This is a genomic window from Ralstonia pickettii (genome assembly GCF_016466415.2).
In the GTDB taxonomy this organism is placed as follows: Bacteria; Pseudomonadota; Gammaproteobacteria; order Burkholderiales; family Burkholderiaceae; genus Ralstonia; species Ralstonia pickettii.
This window is the reverse complement of the sequence record NZ_CP066771.1, coordinates 1450976-1469175: the sequence shown is the minus strand read 5'-3', so window position 1 is coordinate 1469175 and position 18200 is coordinate 1450976. Positions and strand designations below refer to the sequence as shown.

General features: G+C 63.8%; 17 protein-coding genes. 15 read left to right on the top strand and 2 right to left on the bottom strand.

The annotated features are described in order from the left end of the window. Positions 1-136 precede the first annotated feature (136 nt). From RP6297_RS07000 to RP6297_RS06945, 12 genes are all read left to right on the top strand, one after another. Positions 137-2218, top strand: a complete 2082-nt coding sequence (locus RP6297_RS07000; RefSeq protein WP_009238107.1) for a 3-hydroxyacyl-CoA dehydrogenase NAD-binding domain-containing protein — start codon at positions 137-139, stop codon at positions 2216-2218. 39 nt (positions 2219-2257) lie between these two features. Next, positions 2258-2899 carry a bifunctional nicotinamidase/pyrazinamidase gene (pncA, locus tag RP6297_RS06995; protein WP_009238108.1) on the top strand — a complete coding sequence of 214 codons (642 nt, stop codon included), beginning with the start codon at positions 2258-2260 and terminating at the stop codon, positions 2897-2899. 60 nt (positions 2900-2959) lie between these two features. Next, positions 2960-4138 (top strand): acetyl-CoA C-acyltransferase, encoded by a 1179-nt coding sequence (locus RP6297_RS06990; protein WP_009238109.1) that lies wholly within the window; start codon positions 2960-2962, stop codon positions 4136-4138. Between the two features lie 318 nt (positions 4139-4456). Continuing rightward, the gene (locus RP6297_RS06985) at positions 4457-6346 is read left to right on the top strand and encodes an acyl-CoA dehydrogenase (protein ID WP_037027427.1); all 1890 of its coding nucleotides are present in this window, start codon (positions 4457-4459) and stop codon (positions 6344-6346) included. 37 nt (positions 6347-6383) lie between these two features. Beyond that, entirely contained in the window at positions 6384-7166 is a 783-nt protein-coding gene (locus RP6297_RS06980; protein WP_004626936.1) for an SDR family oxidoreductase, read from the top strand. A 32-nt stretch (positions 7167-7198) separates the two neighbouring features. Continuing rightward, a complete protein-coding gene (locus tag RP6297_RS06975) occupies positions 7199-7633 on the top strand; it encodes a PaaI family thioesterase (protein ID WP_009238111.1) in 435 nt (144 codons plus the stop codon). 89 nt (positions 7634-7722) lie between these two features. Continuing rightward, entirely contained in the window at positions 7723-9126 is a 1404-nt protein-coding gene (locus RP6297_RS06970; protein ID WP_009238112.1) for a serine hydrolase domain-containing protein, read from the top strand. Between the two features lie 44 nt (positions 9127-9170). Continuing rightward, positions 9171-10181, top strand: coding sequence for an NADP-dependent oxidoreductase (locus tag RP6297_RS06965; protein WP_009238113.1), 1011 nt, complete (start codon positions 9171-9173; stop codon positions 10179-10181). Positions 10182-10278: 97 nt separating this feature from the next. Beyond that, positions 10279-11127, top strand: a complete 849-nt coding sequence (locus RP6297_RS06960; RefSeq protein WP_009238114.1) for a class II aldolase/adducin family protein — start codon at positions 10279-10281, stop codon at positions 11125-11127. Positions 11128-11154: 27 nt separating this feature from the next. Continuing rightward, positions 11155-12111, top strand: a complete 957-nt coding sequence (locus RP6297_RS06955) for a glutathione S-transferase family protein (protein ID WP_009238115.1) — start codon at positions 11155-11157, stop codon at positions 12109-12111. Positions 12112-12167: 56 nt separating this feature from the next. Beyond that, a complete protein-coding gene (locus RP6297_RS06950; RefSeq protein ID WP_009238116.1) occupies positions 12168-13070 on the top strand; it encodes an SDR family oxidoreductase in 903 nt (300 codons plus the stop codon). A 36-nt stretch (positions 13071-13106) separates the two neighbouring features. Beyond that, complete coding sequence (locus tag RP6297_RS06945; protein ID WP_009238117.1) at positions 13107-14033, top strand: alpha/beta fold hydrolase; 927 nt, start codon at positions 13107-13109, stop codon at positions 14031-14033. Positions 14034-14042: 9 nt separating this feature from the next. On the opposite strand, the gene RP6297_RS06940 is transcribed toward RP6297_RS06945, so the two are convergent. Next, positions 14043-15191, bottom strand: a complete 1149-nt coding sequence (locus RP6297_RS06940) for an iron-containing alcohol dehydrogenase (protein WP_009238118.1) — start codon at positions 15189-15191, stop codon at positions 14043-14045. Positions 15192-15300: 109 nt separating this feature from the next. Here RP6297_RS06940 and RP6297_RS06935 point away from each other — a divergent pair, with 109 nt between their 5' ends. The 3 genes from RP6297_RS06935 to RP6297_RS06925 are packed head-to-tail and all read left to right on the top strand — an operon-like array spanning position 15301 to position 17207. Further along, the gene (locus RP6297_RS06935; protein ID WP_009238119.1) at positions 15301-16281 is read left to right on the top strand and encodes an alpha/beta hydrolase; all 981 of its coding nucleotides are present in this window, start codon (positions 15301-15303) and stop codon (positions 16279-16281) included. A gap of 14 nt (positions 16282-16295) precedes the next feature. Continuing rightward, positions 16296-16745 carry an acyl-CoA thioesterase gene (locus RP6297_RS06930; RefSeq protein WP_009238120.1) on the top strand — a complete coding sequence of 150 codons (450 nt, stop codon included), beginning with the start codon at positions 16296-16298 and terminating at the stop codon, positions 16743-16745. A 9-nt stretch (positions 16746-16754) separates the two neighbouring features. Next, positions 16755-17207 (top strand): GNAT family N-acetyltransferase, encoded by a 453-nt coding sequence (locus tag RP6297_RS06925; RefSeq protein ID WP_009238121.1) that lies wholly within the window; start codon positions 16755-16757, stop codon positions 17205-17207. Here RP6297_RS06925 and RP6297_RS06920 read toward each other — a convergent pair. Next, entirely contained in the window at positions 17197-18102 is a 906-nt protein-coding gene (locus RP6297_RS06920) for a LysR family transcriptional regulator (RefSeq protein WP_009238122.1), read from the bottom strand. The genes RP6297_RS06925 and RP6297_RS06920 overlap by 11 nt on opposite strands. Positions 18103-18200: the final 98 nt, after the last annotated feature.

The window sequence follows — 18200 nt, the reverse complement described above, 5'->3', positions numbered from 1 at the left end:
ACGACCGTGCTATTTTGTGTATTCTGTGTCGAGTCGCGGCCTTACCGCGCGTTAAAAAAACGAGAGTAGAGAGACAGTTCAACCGCGAGGCACGGTGGGCTCATTTGCCGGCCCTCGCATCATCAAAGGAACCAGCATGACTGCGGAGTACAAGGTCCAGGACGGCGTTGCCGTCATTACGCTCAGCAACCCGCCTGTCAACGGCCTTGGCCACTCCACGCGCCTGGGCATCGTTGAGGGCATGGTGAAAGCGGGCGACGACGCCAACGTCAAGGCCATCGTGATCACCGGTGCAGGCAAGGCCTTCTCGGGCGGCGCGGATATCCGCGAATTCAATACGCCCAAGGCCACGCAAGAGCCGACGCTGCACGCTGTCATCAAGGCAGTCGAGTCGAGCAGCAAGCCGGTCGTGGCGGCCATCCATTCGGTGGCGATGGGCGGCGGGCTGGAACTGGCGATGGGCTGCCATTTCCGCGTGGCCGCACCGGGCGCGCAGATCGCGCTGCCGGAAGTGAAGCTGGGCATCCTGCCGGGCGCAGGCGGCACGCAACGCCTGCCGCGCGCGATCGGCCTGGAGCCGGCGCTGAACATGATCGTTTCCGGCAATGCCATTCCGTCGGAAAAGCTGGCCAAGAGCGGCCTGTTCGACCAGATGATCGAAGGCGACCTGATGGCCGGTGCCATCGATTTCGCACTGAAGGCCGCAGCCGAGGGCAAGCTGCCGAAGCTGCGCGATCGCAAGGTCGAGCACGACAATCCGCAAGGTTTCCTGCAATTTGCGCGCAACACCGTCGCGGCCGTCGCCAAGAATTTCCCGGCGCCGGGCAAGTGCGTCGACGCCGTGCAGGCCGCCGTGGAAAAGCGCTTTGACGACGGCATCAAGTTTGAGCGTGACCTGTTCATCGAGTTGGTGAATACGTCCGAATCGCGCGCACTGCGCCACGCCTTCTTTGGTGAACGCGCTGCGAGCAAGATTCCGGACGTGCCGGAAGACACGCCGGTGCGCAAGGTGGAGAAGGTTGCCGTGATCGGCGCGGGCACGATGGGCGGCGGCATCTCGATGAACTTCCTGAACGCCGGCATTCCGGTCACGATTCTGGAAACCAAGCAGGAAGCGCTGGACCGGGGCGTCTCCACCATCCGCAAGAACTACGAGAACAGCGCCAAGAAGGGCAAGCTCACGCAAGAGAAGGTCGAGCAGCGCATGGCCCTGCTGACCCCGACGCTGTCCTACGACGACATCAAGGATGCCGACCTCGTCATCGAGGCCGTCTTTGAAGAAATGGGTGTCAAGGAAGTCGTGTTCAAGAAGCTGGACGAAGTCGTCAAGCAGGGCGCGATCCTGGCGTCGAACACCTCCACGCTGGACGTCGACAAGATCGCCAGCTTCACCAAGCGCCCGCAAGACGTAGTCGGCATGCACTTCTTCAGCCCGGCCAACGTGATGAAGCTGCTGGAAGTCGTGCGCGGCAAGGACACCGCCAAGGACGTGCTGGCCACCGTCATGAAGCTGGCCAAGGCCATCAAGAAGACGGCGGTCGTTTCCGGCGTGTGCGATGGCTTCATCGGCAACCGCATGATCGAGCAGTACAGCCGCCAGGCCGGCTACCTGCTGGACGAGGGCGCGCTGCCCGAGCAGGTCGACAAGGCCATCGAGAAGTTCGGCTTTGCCATGGGCCCGTTCCGCATGGGCGATCTGGCCGGTAACGACATCGGCTGGGCTATCCGCAAGCGCCGCGCCGTGGACAAGCCGGACATCGTCTACTCGAAGACCGCTGATCTGCTGTGCGAAATGGGCCGCTTCGGTCAGAAGACCGGCGGCGGCTGGTACGACTACAAGGCGGGCGACCGCAAGCCGTATCCGAACCAGCAGGTCAACGACATGATCGTCCAGCACTCGAAGGATCTGGGCATCACGCGCCGCAAGATTTCGGACGAGGAAATCGTCGAGCGCCTGGTGTTCGCGCTGGTCAACGAAGGCGCGAAGATCCTGGAAGAGGGCATTGCCTCCAAGGCTTCCGACATCGACATGGTGTATCTGACCGGCTATGGCTTCCCGCTGTTCCGCGGTGGCCCGATGCTCTACGCAGACACGGTCGGCCTGTACAACGTCGCGCAAGCCATGCACCGCTACAGCAAGGGCTACCACGGTGAAGCGTGGAAGGTTGCCCCGCTGCTGCAGAAGCTGGCCGATGAAGGCAAGGGCTTTAATGGCTGAATGAGCAGCGAATCAATCGACTGACGCGACTGAACCACCATGCAACTGACGTCCACCGATTGCCTGCTGATCATCGACGTGCAGAACGATTTTCTGCCCGGCGGTGCGTTGGCCGTGCCGGACGGCGACCAGGTCATCCCGGTCGTCAACCTGCTCGCCAAGGCATTCGGGCCCGTTGGTCGTACTGTGCTGACGCAGGACTGGCACCCGAGCGAGCACGTGTCGTTCGCGGCCAACCATCCTGGTACGCAGCCATTCGGCATGATCGACCTGCCGTATGGGGAGCAAGTGCTGTGGCCAGTTCACTGCGTACAGCACAGCACGGGCGCCGCGCTGGCAGATGGGTTGGACGTGCCGCATGCGCAGTTGATTGTCCGCAAGGGCTATCACCCGCACATCGACAGCTATTCCGCATTCTTTGAAGCGGATCGGAAGACGCCGACCGGCCTGCTGGGCTACCTGCGCGAGCTTGGGGTCGAGCGCGTGTTCTGCGTTGGCCTTGCCACGGATTTTTGCGTGGCATGGTCTGCGCTGGATGCGCGTGCTGCGGGGCTGGAGGTCGCTGTCATCGAGGATGCGTGCCGCGCGATCGACCTCAACGGTTCGCTCGCGCAGGCGTGGCAGCGGATGACGGATGCAGGCATCGCACGGTTGCAGTCGGCGGACGTTTTGAACGGATAACAGAGATACCGGGCCGCTGCCGATGCAGTGCGCCCGCCACCAGATACGAGGAGCAACACCATGACCGAAGCAGTCATCGTTTCCACCGCACGTACCGGCCTGGCCAAAAGCTGGAAGGGCGCCTTCAACATGACGCACGGCGCCACGCTGGGCGGCCACGCGGTTCAGCACGCCATCGAGCGCGCCAAGATCGAACCCGGCGAAGTGGAAGACATCCTGATGGGCTGTGCGAACCCGGAAGGCGCGACTGGCGCCAACATCGCCCGCCAGATCGCCCTGCGTGCCGGCTGCCCCGTGACGGTGCCGGGCGCGACCGTCAACCGCTTCTGCTCGTCGGGCCTGCAGACCATCGCCATGGCCGCGCAGCGCGTGATTGCCGATGAAGGCGACATCTTCGTGGCTGGCGGCGTGGAATCCATCTCGTGCGTGCAGCAGGAAATGAACCGCCACATGATGACCGAAGGCTGGCTCAACAAGCACAAGCCGGAAATCTACTGGAACATGCTCCAGACCGCCGAGAACGTCGCCAAGCGCTACAACATCGCCAAGGAGCGCATGGACGAGTACGGCGTGCAAAGCCAGCAGCGCGCCGCCGCCGCTGCTGCTGCCGGAAAGTTCAACGACGAGATCGTCCCGATGACGACGGTGATGGGCGTGGCCGATGCCAAGACCGGCCAGCTCATGACGCGCGAAGTCACGATCTCAGCCGACGAAGGCATTCGCGCTGACACCACGCTCGAAGGCGTGTCGAAGATTCGCACGGCCATGCCGGGCGGCGTGATCACGGCCGGCAACGCCAGCCAATTCTCCGACGGCGCATCCGCTGCTGTGGTCATGAATGGCAAGGTGGCAGCCGCAAAGGGCCTGCAGCCGCTCGGCGTGTTCCGCGGCTTCGCCGTGGCCGGCTGCGAGCCGGACGAAATGGGCATCGGCCCCGTCTTTGCCGTGCCCAAGCTGCTGAAGAAGGCGGGTCTCAAGGTTGAAGACATTGGCCTGTGGGAACTGAACGAAGCGTTTGCTGTGCAGGTGCTGTACTGCGCAGACAAGCTGGGCATCCCGATGGACCGCCTGAACGTCAACGGCGGCGCCATCGCCGTGGGCCATCCGTACGGCGTGTCGGGCGCACGCCTGGTGGGCCACGCGTTGATCGAAGGCAAGCGCCGCGGCGTCAAGTACGTGGTCGTGACCATGTGCATCGGCGGCGGCCAAGGCGCAGCCGGCCTGTTCGAGGTGCTCTAAACAGACAGGCTCCCGCTCAAAACGGGAGCCTGTTTTGTTTGTGCCAGAGCTGGCTTAATCGTCAGCCCATGCACCGAAACGGTTTGGCCGTTGCCGTTCCTGCCCTAGATGGCACCTTGAATTTCTGTAAGCGGGCGGAAAAAAGAAGGACCGCTGTCTGAGCGCAGCGAGTTTCGGTCCTTCTCCGCCCGGTTACGGAAATTCAAGCAATCTTTCGCCATCTCGGGCGCGCCTTTCTTTGCTTACTTTCTTTGGCAAGACAAAGAAAGTGAGTCGGGCCCGGGCAGGGCACGAAACACAGGATGCACCACCAACATCATGTCCTCGAAACTGCTATCCCGCCGCGACCTGAGCTTCTTGCTCTATGAATGGCTCAACGTCGAATCGCTCACGCGCATTCCGCGTTACGCAGACCACTCCCGCGAAACCTTCGACGCCGCGCTGGACACGTGCGAGCGCATCGCAACAGACCTGTTCGCCCCGCATAACAAGAAGAACGACCAGGAAGAACCGCACTTCGACGGCAAGAAGGTCCACATCATTCCCGAGGTAAAGGCAGCGCTGGATGCCTTCAACAAGGCCGGTCTCATGGCCGCCGGGCAGGACTTTGAACGCGGCGGCATGCAACTGCCCACCGTGGTCGAGAAGGCCGGCTTCGGCTTCTTCAAGGCTGCCAACGTCGGCACCAGTTCGTATCCATTCCTCACTATCGGCAACGCGAATCTGCTGCTCGCGCACGGCACGCCCACGCAGATCGAAACGTTCGTGCAGCCCGAGATGGAAGGCCGCTTCTACGGCACGATGTGCCTGTCGGAGCCGCAGGCTGGCTCATCGCTCTCGGACATCGTCACGCGGGCCGAGTACGAGGGCGAATCGCCGCTCGGCGCGCAGTACCGTTTAACCGGCAACAAGATGTGGATCTCCGCCGGCGAGCATGAGTTGTCGGAGAACATCGTCCACCTCGTGCTGGCAAAGATTCCCGGGCCTGACGGCAAGCTGATTCCCGGCGTGAAGGGCATTTCGCTGTTCATCGTGCCGAAGTTCCTCGTCAACGCCGATGGCTCGCTTGGCGAGCGCAATGACGTGGTGCTTGCCGGCTTGAACCACAAGATGGGCTATCGCGGCACGACCAACTGCCTGTTGAACTTTGGCGAAGGCACGCAGTTCCGCCCGAAGGGGGCAGACGGCCAGCCGCGCGCGGGGGCGATCGGTTATCTCGTCGGGGAGCCGCACAAGGGCCTCGCGTGCATGTTCCACATGATGAACGAGGCGCGCATCGGCGTCGGCATGGGCGCAACGATGCTTGGCTACACGGGTTATCTGCATGCGGTGGACTACGCGCGCAATCGCCCCCAAGGCCGTCCGGTCGGGCCATCGGGCAAGGATGCAGCATCTCCGCAGATCCGTATCGTCGATCACGCCGACGTGCGTCGCATGCTGCTGGCGCAGAAGGCGTATGTGGAAGGCGCGCTCGGCCTGAACCTGTATTGCGCCAAGCTCGTCGATGAAGAACGCGGGGAAACCGACGCAGCCAAACGCGCCAAGCTCGGTCTGCTGCTCGACATCCTCACGCCGATTGCCAAGAGTTGGCCGTCGCAGTGGTGCCTGGAGGCCAACAGCCTGGCGATCCAGGTGCATGGCGGTTACGGGTACACGCGCGAATACAACGTCGAACAGTTCTACCGCGACAACCGCCTAAACCCGATTCACGAAGGTACGCACGGCATCCAGGGCCTGGACCTGCTGGGCCGCAAGGTCGTGATGCAGGACGGCGCTGCTTTCGCCGCGCTCGGTGAGCGCGTGCAGGCCACCGTGGGCCGCGTGCAGGCCACCGTGGGCCGCGCGCTGGAAACCGACGATGAAACGCTGGTCGGCTACGGCCGTGCGCTTGGTATGGCGACGCAGAAACTGGCCAAGGTCACGCAGACGCTGTGGGCCGCCGGCGACCCGCGCGTGACGCTGGCGAATGCCTCGGTCTATCTGGAGGCGTTCGGCCACGTCGTCGTCGCGTGGATCTGGCTGGAGCAGGCGCTGGCCGCCGCCAAGGCATTGCCGAACGCCCAAGGCGAAGACGCTGATTTCTACCGCGGCAAGCTGCAGGCCGCGCGCTATTTCTTCCAGTGGGAACTGCCGAAGATCGACCCGCAGATCGTGCTGCTGGGCTCGCTTGACACGACCACGCTGGACATGCAGGACGCCTGGTTCTGACGGCATCGCACAACCACAACGAGACACAGGAGACACCATGGGTACGCTGAAACACCTCTTCGATCTTTCCGGCAAGACGGCGCTAATCACCGGCGGTTCGCGCGGGCTCGGCCTGCAGATTGCCGAAGCATTGGGCGAGCAGGGCGCGCGCATCGTTTTGTCTGCCCGCAAGGCCGATGAGCTGAAGGAAGCGCAGGCGCACCTGAAATCCCTCGGCATCGAGGCCGACTGGATCGCCGCCGACGGCGCCGTCGAAGCCGACATCCAGCGCTTGGCCGACGAGGCGCTGGCCAAACTCGGCCACGTCGACATTCTCGTCAACAACGCGGGCGCGACGTGGGGCGCACCGGCTGAAGACCACCCGGTCGAAGCGTGGGACAAGGTGATGAACCTGAACATCCGCGGCCTGTTCCTGCTCACGCAGCAGATCGGCAAGCGTTCGATGATTCCGCGCAAGTACGGAAAGATCGTCAACGTGGCGTCGATTGCGGGCCTGAAGGGCAATCCGCCCGGCTCGCTGGATACGATCGCCTACAACACCAGCAAGGGCGCAGTGGTCAACTTCACGCGCGCGCTGGCGGGCGAGTGGGGCGAGCACAACATCACCGTCAATGCGATTGCCCCGGGCTTCTTCCCGTCGAAGATGACGCGCGGCTCGCTGGAAAAGCTCGGGGTCGACAAACTGGCCGAGCGCTCGCCGCTGCATCGCATTGGCGACGACGAAGACCTCAAGGGCGTGGCCGCGCTGTTCGCGTCGGATGCGTCCAAGCACATCACGGGCCAGATTCTCGCCGTCGACGGCGGCGTGAGCGTGGTCTAATTTCGGCTGCTTCTTACTCTTTCTGACGCAGCATGAACGCAGACAACAACGGTTTTCCGATCGACATCCCTTTCCTCAAGCTTCTCGGCATGCGCTGCCTGAAGGTGGCCGATGGCGAGGGCGTGGTCGAACTTGCACTCGAAGCCGAGCACATGAACAGTTGGGAAATGGCCCACGGCGGCGTGACCATGACGATGCTCGACGTCGCCATGGCCATGGCCGGCCGATCGGCCGACGTGCATGGCCGCGGGGTGGTGACGATCGAGATGAAGACGGCGTTCATGCAGCCCGGACGCGGCACGCTCAAGGCCAGCGCGCATTGTGTGCATCAGTCCACCACCATGGCGTTTTGCGAAGGCGAAGTGCGTGACGCAGATGACAAGCTGGTCGCACGCGGCTCGGGCACGTTCAAGTTCGTCAAGCGCATGCCACCGCCGCGCACACCCGAACCCGGTGCGGACGGCTGATCAGACAACCCCGCAGTTGCAGTACCAACGTACCTAGTTGCACACCGGACTACGTCCGGCACACAAGAAGAGCAACCACGGAGACAACCATGCAACAAGCTGCGCTGCGGACGGCGTCCGCCCTTGCCATCACTTCGCTTTACTGCACGGGACTGACTATGACCCTGGAAGGATGCGCCGCCAACTCCGCGCCGCCCGATACGCCAGCCGCCAGTGCTCCGACCGCCGTGCAGCCGCCCCCGGCGCCCAATCCGCCGATGCAGAAACCGCTGACGGCTGACGAATCCGACCCGAACAAGATGGGCTGGATGCAGGGCTTTCCGCCGCCGCCCGATCGCATCATCCGCTTTGACTTGGCGGGCAACATGTTCCCGCGCACGCGCTACGGCTATAGCCACATGCGCGAGTTTGTGCCGACGCGTGTGGTGTGGCGCGGCGACGGTCCGGTCAGCAAGCTGCCGCGTGCGGAGCGTGACATCAGCGGGGTGCTGTTTACGGATCCGAACGGCACGCGCCGCACGTTTGCCGAAGCGCTCAAGCTGACCTACACCGACGGCATCCTCGTCATGCACAAGGGCAAGGTGATCTACGAGCGCTACTTTGGCGCGCTCGATGCGCATACGCAGCACATCGCCATGTCGATCACGAAATCGTTTGTCGGCACGCTGGCCGCCATGCTGGTGGCGGACGGCAAGCTTGACCCTGCCGCGCCCGTGACGCAATACGTGCCAGAGCTGAAGGACACCGCTTACGGCGACGCCACCGTGCGCCAAGTGATGGACATGACCGTGGGCGTGCGTTACTCCGAAAACTATGCGGACCCGAACGCCGATGTCTGGGCCTACGCGCGCGCCGGTGGCATGCTGCCGCGGCCGGCGGGCTACAAGGGCCCGGACAATTTCTACGACTACCTGACGACGCTGCGCAAGGAAGGCGAGCACGACGCGGAGTTCGCGTACAAGACCGTCAACGCTGAAACACTGGCGTGGATCGTGCGGCGTGCGTCGAACAAATCGCTGGCGGCGCTGCTGTCCGAGCGCATCTGGCAACCGATGGGCGCACAGGACGATGCGTACTTCTCAGTCGACAGCATCGGTACGGAATCAGGCGGCGGTGGCCTGAACACCACGCTGCGCGATCTGGCCCGCTTTGGCGAGATGATCCGCAACGACGGCCGCTTCAACGGCAAGCAGATCCTGCCCAAAAGCGTGATCGACGACATTCGCCGCGGCGGCGATCCGGCCAAGTTTGCCAAGGCAGGCTACACGACGCTGCCCGGCTATTCGTATCGCAACATGTGGTGGGTTTCGAGCAATGACCACCATACGTTCGAAGCGCGCGGCATCCATGGCCAGCGCATCTATATTGATCCGGTAGCCCAAATGACGATCGTGCGCTATGCCTCACACCCGATCGCTGCCAATGCTGCCAATGATCCGGTCACGCATCGCGCCTATGCGGCGCTGGCCGAGTACTTCATGCAACACAAGTAACAACCTGACCCAACACTGATATCCGATATTCAGGAGCGTTTTTCATGTCGAAGACCTATCAGCGCATCGTTCTGGCTTCGCGCCCGCAAGGGGCCGTGACGCCCGACAATTTCCGCCTGGAGACGGTGGAGCTTCCCGAGCTGCAGGACGGCCAGGTGCTGGTGCGCAACCATTTCCTGTCGCTCGATCCGTACATGCGCGGCCGCATGAACGACAGCAAGTCCTATGCGCAGCCGCAGCCGCTGGATGAGGTGATGATCGGCGGCACGGTGGGCGTGGTGGAAGCGTCCAAGAACCCGTCGTTTGCCGTGGGCGATGCCGTTGTCGGCATGTTCGGCTGGCAAGAAGTGGGCGTGTCGGACGGCCGCGGCATTCAGAAGGTCGATACGCGCCACATTCCGCTGTCGGCGTATCTCGGTTCGGTCGGTATGCCGGGCGTGACGGCGTGGTATGGCTTGAACAAGATCATGCATCCCAAGCCCGGCCAGACCGTGGCAGTGAGCGCCGCTTCGGGCGCCGTGGGTAGCGTGGTCGGCCAGCTTGCCAAGCTCAAGGGCTGCCGCGTGGTGGGCTTTGCCGGCGGCAAGGACAAGTGCGATTACGTGGTCAACGAACTGGGCTTTGACGCCTGCATCGACTACAAGGCCGCCAGTGACGCAAAAGAGCTGTACAAGATGCTCAAGGAAGCGACGCCCGACGGCATCGATTCGTACTTTGAGAACGTCGGTGGCGCGATTCTGGATGCGGTGCTCTCGCGCATGAACGCGTTCGGCCGCATTGCCATGTGCGGCATGATCGCCGGTTACGACGGTCAGCCGCTGCCGCTGCAGAACCCGCAGTTGATCCTGGTGTCGCGTCTGACCATCGAGGGCTTCATCGTCTCTGAACACATGGACGTGTGGCCGGAAGCACTGCGCGAGCTGGGCGGCTTCGTGGCCCAGGGCAAGCTGAAGTTCCGCGAGAGCGTGGCACAGGGCTTGGCGAGCGCACCGGAAGCGTTCATGGGCCTGCTGAAGGGGAAGAACTTCGGCAAGCAACTCGTCAAGCTGGTTTGAGCTGAGCCGGATGCGGACTGTCAATCGCTTGACAGTCCGCCGGGCGAGGGCCGCCACAGAATGGCCCCACCCACAACGAACGCGTGAAGGAGACACCATGAACGCACCTGAAACCACGCAAGCCAAGCGGCCCGACAGCATGGCCGCCAGCCTCAGCCCCGAGGCCGCTGCCCGCTATCGCAACCTGCCGCGTCCGCCGCAATTTGCCACCGTTGAAGAAGAGCGCCTGCATCGCAAACAGCGCCTGGCTGCGGCGTTTCGCTTGTTCTCCAAATTCGGTTTCGACGAAGGTGTGGCCGGACACATCACGGCGCGCGATCCGGAACATCAGGACAGCTTCTGGGTGAACCCGTTCGGTGTGCATTTCAGCCAGGTGACGGTATCGAACCTGATCCGCTGCGATCACCACGGCAACGTGGTCGAAGGCGATTACCCGGTCAACGCCGCAGCGTTTGCTATTCACTCGCGCGTGCACCAGGCGCGCCCCGACGCGGTGGCCGCTGCGCACTCGCACAGCACGTACGGACGGGCGTGGTCGACGCTCGGCCGCAAACTCGACCCGCTTACGCAAGACGTGTGCGCCTTTTATGGCGACCACGCCGTGTATGACGATTTCGGCGGCGTAGTGGTCGAGCTGGACGAAGGCCAGCGCATTGCAGAAGCGCTGGGCGACAACAAGGCCGCCATCCTGCAGAACCACGGCCTGCTGACAGTCGGCAAGACAGTCGATGAAGCGGCGTGGTGGTTCATCACGATGGAGCGTTCGTGCCAGGTGCAGTTGCTGGCCGAAGCCGCTGCCGCACGCACGGGCGAAGCACCGCGCACGATTTCCGATGCCGCTGCCCGTCAGGCGTATTCCATCGTCGGATCGGCGCAGGCGGGTTGGTTCCAGTTCCAGCCGCTGTACGCGCGCATCGTCAAAGAACACCCCGATCTGCTCGACTGATCGGCATCGCAAATTTCTGGAGCCCGCATGACGGACCTGATCCTGCATCACTACGCCACCTCGCCGTTTTCCGAGAAGGTGCGTTTGATCCTCGGTTACAAAGACCAGCCGTGGAAGTCCGTCACGGTGCCGTCCATCTTGCCGAAGCCCGATGTGATGCCGCTCACCGGCGGCTACAGGCGCACGCCGTTCCTGCAGATCGGCGCCGACATCTACTGCGATACGGCGCTGATCGCGCAAGTGATCGAGTCGATCCATCCGCTGCCAAGACTCGTGCCGTCCGAGCACGCAGCCGCTGTGTTTGCGATGGCACAGTGGGCCGATACGACGCTGTTCTGGGCGACGGCGACATTCGTGATGCAACCGGCGGGCTTCCAGAGCCTGTTCGGCGATGCGCCCGAAGCCTTCGTCAAAGCCTTTGTGGAAGATCGCAAGGCCATGCGCGTGGGCGGCACTGGCTTGCGCACACCGCCGCCGGAAGCCACTTCCACGCTGAATGTCTTCCTGGCGCAGCTCCAACGGCAGCTGGCCACGGGCGAACGCATCTTCCTGTTTGGCGAGCAGCCCACCGTCGCCGACTTCTCCGTCTACCACTGCCTGTGGTTCATCCGCCGTGCGACGGCAGTGGCCGGCATTCTCGACGCGCATCCGGAAGTGGTGGCGTGGATGCATCGCGTTGCGGCCTTCGGCCACTCGCAGGCGCAATCCATGACACCGGCCGAGGCGCTGGACATCGCCAAGGCCGCCACGCCCCGTGCCTTGACTGAAACGAACGCCGCCTTCGACGACAGCTACGGCCTGCCCAAAGGCACGCGCGTGACGGTGGCGGCGGTCGACTACGGCGTCGATCCTGTCGAAGGGGACCTCCTCGTCTCCACGCGCGACAGCGTCGGCGTGCTGCGTGAAGACCCGCGCGTCGGCCAGGTGGTGGTGCATTTCCCGCGCGTGGGATATGCCGTTCGCAAGGTCGAGGCGGCAGGCTGACACGGCTTTGCCATCTCGATCGCCTTTTCTACTACAACGACATCAGTGAGACACGTATGAAGCAATTCGCAGGCGGTGTGGCCGTCATCACGGGCGGTGCGTCGGGTTTCGGCAAGGAGTTCGCCAAGATCGGCGCGGGGTTGGGCATGAAGCTGGTGCTGGCCGATATCCAGCAGGATGCGCTGGATGCCGCCGTGGCTGAATTCTCGGCGCAAGGCGTGGAAGTGATTGGCCTGCGCGTCGACGTGTCGAAGGTGGAGGATGTGCAGGCGCTGGCTGATGCCGCCATCAAGACGTTCGGCAAGGTCAACCTGCTGTTCAACAACGCCGGCGTGGGCGCTGGCGGCCTGGTCTGGGAAAACTCCGAGCGCGACTGGGATTGGGTGCTCGGCGTGAACCTGCACGGCGTCATTTACGGTGTGCGCATCTTCACCCCGCTAATGCTGGAAGCTGCCAAGAAAGACCCGTCGTACGAGGGGCATATCGTCAATACGGCGTCGATGGCGGGGCTGCTGAACGCGCCGGCCATGGGCATCTATAACGTGTCCAAGCACGCGGTGGTGGCGTTGTCTGAATCGCTGTACCAGGACTTGAGCCTGGTGACCGAACAGATTCATTGCTCGGTGCTGTGCCCGTACTTCGTGCCGACCGGTATCACCCAGTCCGATCGCAACCGCCCGCAGGATTTGGCGAACACGACACCGCCCACCAAGTCGCAGCTGGTTTCGCGCGCCATGTCGGAAAAGGCGGTCAGCTCCGGCAAGGTCACCGCCGAGCAGGTCGGCCAGATGACGTTCGACGCGATCCGCAACGCGGGCTTCTACATCTATTCGCATCCGCACGCGCTGGCACCTGTGCAGCATCGCTTTGAAGACATCATCTCGCAGCGCAATCCGTCCGATCCGTTTGAAGGCAAGCCGGACGTGCGCGCGCGTCTGGTCGATGCGCTTCGCGGGTAATTCCACCTCCACGACTGCCACAACGCCGAGATCGCCATGAACACCGCCACCGCTGCCGCCATCACGGAATCGCAATTCGCCGATCTGCCCAACGGCACGCGGCTGCATTACGCCAGCGCCGGCAAGCCCGGTGCACCGTTAATGCTGTTCGTTCACGGCTTTCCGGAGTTCTGGTACGAGTGGGAAGCGCAGCTTGCTGCGTTTGGCGACACGCACTTCGCCGTTGCGCCCGACATGCGCGGCTACAACCTCTCGAGCAAGCCGGCCGCAGTGGATGCGTATCGCCCGAAACTGCTGGTGCAGGACCTTGAGCAGTTCATTGCCGCTCTGGGCTACGAGCGTGCCATCGTGGTGGCGCATGACTGGGGCGGGGCGATCTGCTGGAACCTCGCCATCCAGCATCCGGAGTTGGTGGAGCGGCTGGTAATCGTCAATTCGCCGCACCCGTGGGTGTTTGCGAATGCGCTGCTGAGCGATCCCGCGCAGCAGGCTTCATCAGCGTATATGAATTGGCTACGCCAGCCGGGCTCGGAGCAGGCGCTGGCCGCCAACGAGTTCGAAAAGCTCGAGGGCTTCTTCAGCGGTATGGGCCAGCCCGTGGCCGAATGGTTCACGCCCGAGGTGCGGGCGCGCTATCACGCCGCCTGGAGCCAGCCTGGCGAAGGCGGCTCGCATGGCCTGACCGGCGGCGTCAACTATTACCGCGCCTCGCCGTTGCACCCGCCCACCGAGGGCACGGCGCCGTTGCGCATCGACCAGATGCCGCCCGAGGCGTTTATTGTGAAGGTGCCCACGCTCGTGATCTGGGGCGAGATGGACATGGCGCTGCCGAAAAGCCTGCTCAACGGGTTGGAACGCTTCATTCCTGACATGCGCCTGGAGCGCATTCCCGACGGCACGCACTGGGTCGTGCACGAACAACCGGAGCGTGTTACTGCGCTGATCCGGTCGTTCGTTTCCTGAACGCCCGGGTTACATCGATTCCGCCAGCATGCGGCGGTAGTCGTCCGCCGTGGCGATGCGCGGGTTGGTCTTGTGGCAGTGGTCGAGCAGGGCGCCTTCCACGACGTGTTCCAGCGCATCTTCGGGCACGCCCATCTGGCGCAGGCCGGTCGGCAGACCCAGCCGCGCCGTCAGGTCGTGCACGGCCTGGGCGAGGTCAGCGCCCGCCGGCAGGTTCATCACGCGGCGCATGCGCGCGTAGCGGTTGTCGCGCACCACCGTCTCGGCTGTCTCGTTGAAGCGCAGCACCGCCGGCAGCACCACCGCATTCAGCGTGCCGTGATGGAGCCCCGTTTTGCCGCCGACCTTCACGCCGCCCAGCGGGTGCGACAACGAATGCACGCACCCCAAGCCCTTCTGGAACGCCATCGCGCCTTGCATTGACGCGCTCATCATGTTCAGCCGCGCATCGCGGTCAGTACCATCGCGTGTCGCTCGTTCGATGTTGGCCCAAGCACGCTCGAGGCCATCCAGGGCGATGCCGTCCGCGGGCGGGTTGAACGCCGGGGCCAGGAAGGTCTCGATGCAATGCGCGATCGCGTCCATGCCGGTGGCGGCCGTCAGCGCGGGCGGCAGACCCAGCGTCAGCTCTGCGTCGCAGATGGCCGACTTGGGCAGCAGGTGCCACGAGTGAAAGCCAAGCTTGCGGCCGTCTTCCAGGATGATGATCGCGCCGCGCGCCACTTCGCTCCCCGTTCCGGCCGTGGTTGGAATCGCGATCAGCGGCGCCGCCGCTTCAGTGATCTTCGTGCTGCCGCCCTCGATGGTTGCGTAGGTGGTGAGCGGTCCCGGGTGTGTGGCCGCAATCGCAATGCCTTTGGCCAGGTCGATCGACGAGCCGCCGCCAATGGCGATCAGCCCGTCGCAGCCCGCGTCTTTGTACTGTGCGGTGGCTTTCAGCACCATCGCCTCGGTCGGGTTGGAGGGCGTCTCATCGAACACCGTGACGGGCAACCCGCCCGTGGCGTCAATCGCGCGCTGCGCGAGTCCGGCGGCAGCCACGCCCTTGTCGGTCACGATCATCGGCCGACGGATGCCGACGCGTGCGCATTCGCTTTTCAGTTCGTTGACGGTGCCGAAGCCGAGATGAACGTGCGTGAGGTAGAAGATGAGGGCCATGCTGTCTCCGTAGGGTGTTGGTCTGCATCGCCCGTCTTGCCGTGCGGGCGTGGTTCGATGGATACTCCGATGATAGCCAAATTAGAACGATCGTTCAGTTCTCGCCCTCATGCAGCACCCGTCTCTCGATCCGCACGTCGCCCAATTACTCGATCTGGTCGCGCGTGCCAAGCGTCCGCCGCTGAATGCCCTTGACCCAGCCGACGCGAAGATCGCTTACGAAAAAAGCAGCCCCATTGTCGACATCCCGCCCATCGCGCTGGAAGCCGTGCACGACCTGACGGTGACGGCGCGCGATGGCCATGCCATCCCTGTCCGCACGTACGCAGCGCGCGAGGCCAGTTGGGCCGATCCGCTGCCCCTGCTGGTGTATTTCCACGGCGGTGGTTTTACCGTGGGCAGCATCAAGACGCACGACCAGCTTTGCCGGTCGCTGGCGGCCAAATCGGGGGCGATGGTGTTGTCGGTGGACTACCGGCTTGGGCCCGACTGGAAATTTCCGACCGCAGCGAACGACGCATTCGACGTGCTGCAGTGGGTGTTCGATGAAGCCCCCACCATGGGCGCTGACCCAGCCCGCATCGCATTCGGCGGCGACAGCGCGGGCGGGACGCTGGCCGCGATCAGCGCCATCGAGGCACGCAACCGCGGCTTGGCACCTGTGCTGCAGTTGCTGATCTACCCCGGCACCACCGCGCGTGAATCCACGCCGTCGCACCGTGAGTTTGCCGAGGGCTACCTGCTGACGCAGGACATGATCCACTGGTTCTTCTCTCAATACCTGCGCAGCGATGCCGACCGCGACGACTGGCGTTTCGCCCCGCTCGATGCAGGCGGCCACGGCGCGGACGTGACCGGCGTCTGCCCTGCCTGGATTGCCGTGGCCGGCTTCGACCCGATCCGCGATGCCGGCATCGGCTACGCCAACAAGCTGCGCGCAGCCGAGGTGCCAGTCGAGCTGAAACTGTACGAAGGCATGATCCACGACTTCTTCAAGATCGGGCGCTTCGTGCCGGCTGTGGAAGACGCGCATCGCGATGCCGCCGACGCGCTACGCCGCGCCTTCGGCACCGAGACCGAATCCCTATAACGAGAGGAGACCGCATGGCGATCGAGGATTTCCGCCACAGCACGCCCCTGCGCGTACGTTGGGCCGAAGTGGATGCGCAGGGCATCGTCTTCAACGGCCACTACCTGCTGTACGCCGATGTGTGCATCACCGAATACTGGCGCAGCATCGGCGTGCGGTATCCGGTGGATGTGGTCGACACCTTTGGCGTGGATTTCTACGTGGTCAAATCCACGCTCGAATACCACGCCTCCGCGCGCTTTGACGACGAGCTGGACCTGCGCTGCCGGGTGGCACGCCTGGGCCGCTCCAGCATCCGCTTTATCATCGAGATGTATCGCGCAGACCAACACCTCGTCACCGGCGAAGTCATCTACGTGTGCGCCCGTCCAGCCACATCCATCGCCACGCAGACCTCCGCGCCGATTCCCGAGACGCTGCGCGAGCGCATCCTCAATTTTGAAGTTCTGAAGCCTGAAGTGTGAGAACGAAGCATGACTGCCCCTGAATCTGTCCGCCCGCTTGCCGGTGTTGTAGTCGCCCGCTGGGACGCCGTGCGCGAAGAAGCGCGCGCCATCCGCTACGACGTGTTCGTCATCGAGCAAGGCGTGCCCGTTGAACTGGAATGGGACGAATGGGATGACGAGTGCTGGCATGCGCTGGCACACGACACGGCCGGGCGTGCCGTCGCCACGGGCCGCCTGCTGCCCGACGGCCATATCGGCCGGATGGCGGTGCGCAAGGAGGCGCGAGGCACGGGCGTTGGCGCACGCGTGCTGGAAGCCTTGATCGACAAGGCGCAGTCGCTGGGCTATCCCGAGTTGATCCTGAACGCACAAACCCACGCCATGCCGTTTTACTCGCGCGCAGGCTTTGCGGCCGAGGGCGAGGAGTTTGAAGAGGCGGGCATTCCGCACCGGACCATGCGGCGCGTCCTTACACGTTGATTCCTTGGGCGGCCCGCACAATCGCTGCGACGGCCGCCTGCGCTGCCGGCGACGCGGTTCTGCCGTGCAGCCGCACAATCCCCGTGGTCGATGGCGGCGAAAGCCAACCCTTCACCGCCAGCCGCACCAGCGTGCCGCTTTCCAGCTCCTCCCTCACGGCGGCGTCCGTGGCACCGAGCACGGTGTCCGTCGTGAGCGCAACCGTCTTCAATACGCCGTAGTTGTCGCACTCCAGCGCGATACTGGCCTCCTGACCTGCCGGCAGCCCTAGCAGCATCGCCAGCTCAACCTTGGACGGGCTCAGCAGCTTGGGCACGGCAATGCCGTATTCCCAGACTTCACGCAGCGTGTGCGTGCGCCCTGCAAGCGGATGGCCGGCCCGCACGTACAGGTGCGGGGGCTGACCTCCAATCAATTGGATATCCAGCGCGGCGTCTTTCGGCATGTCGCGCACGTCGGCGGCGAAGAATTCGATGTTCTCGCTGCGCAGGCTCTCCAGCAGTTGCACCCAGTTGCCGACTTCCATGCGCAGCGCCACCTGAGGATGCTGCTGCCGCAAATCCTGCAGCGCTTGCGGCATGAGCGTGGCCGTCAGCAGTGGCCCGACACCGAAGGCCGTGTCGCCAAGCTGGCTGTCGCGATACAGATCAACATCGCGTTGCAGGCAGCGCGCCTCGAACAGCAGGCGCCGCGCGCGTTCGATGACGAATTCGCCGGCGGGAGTGGGGCGCACGTCGCCGGTTTCGCGATCGAACAGGCGGATGCCGAGATCGTCCTCGATCGCTTGGATGCTCCGGCTGAACGCGGGTTGGCTCAGATGCACCGCTTGCGCAGCATGTGCGAAGTGCAGTGTGTCAGCGAGGGCCACAACGTGACTGAGGCGGCGCAAATCCATGGCGTTGCGTACTTTGCATTGAATGGATGTTAATTATGCATTGGACGCATTGGTATCGCACTCCTAGGCTTGTCTCCACAACAAAAGCGAGGAGACAC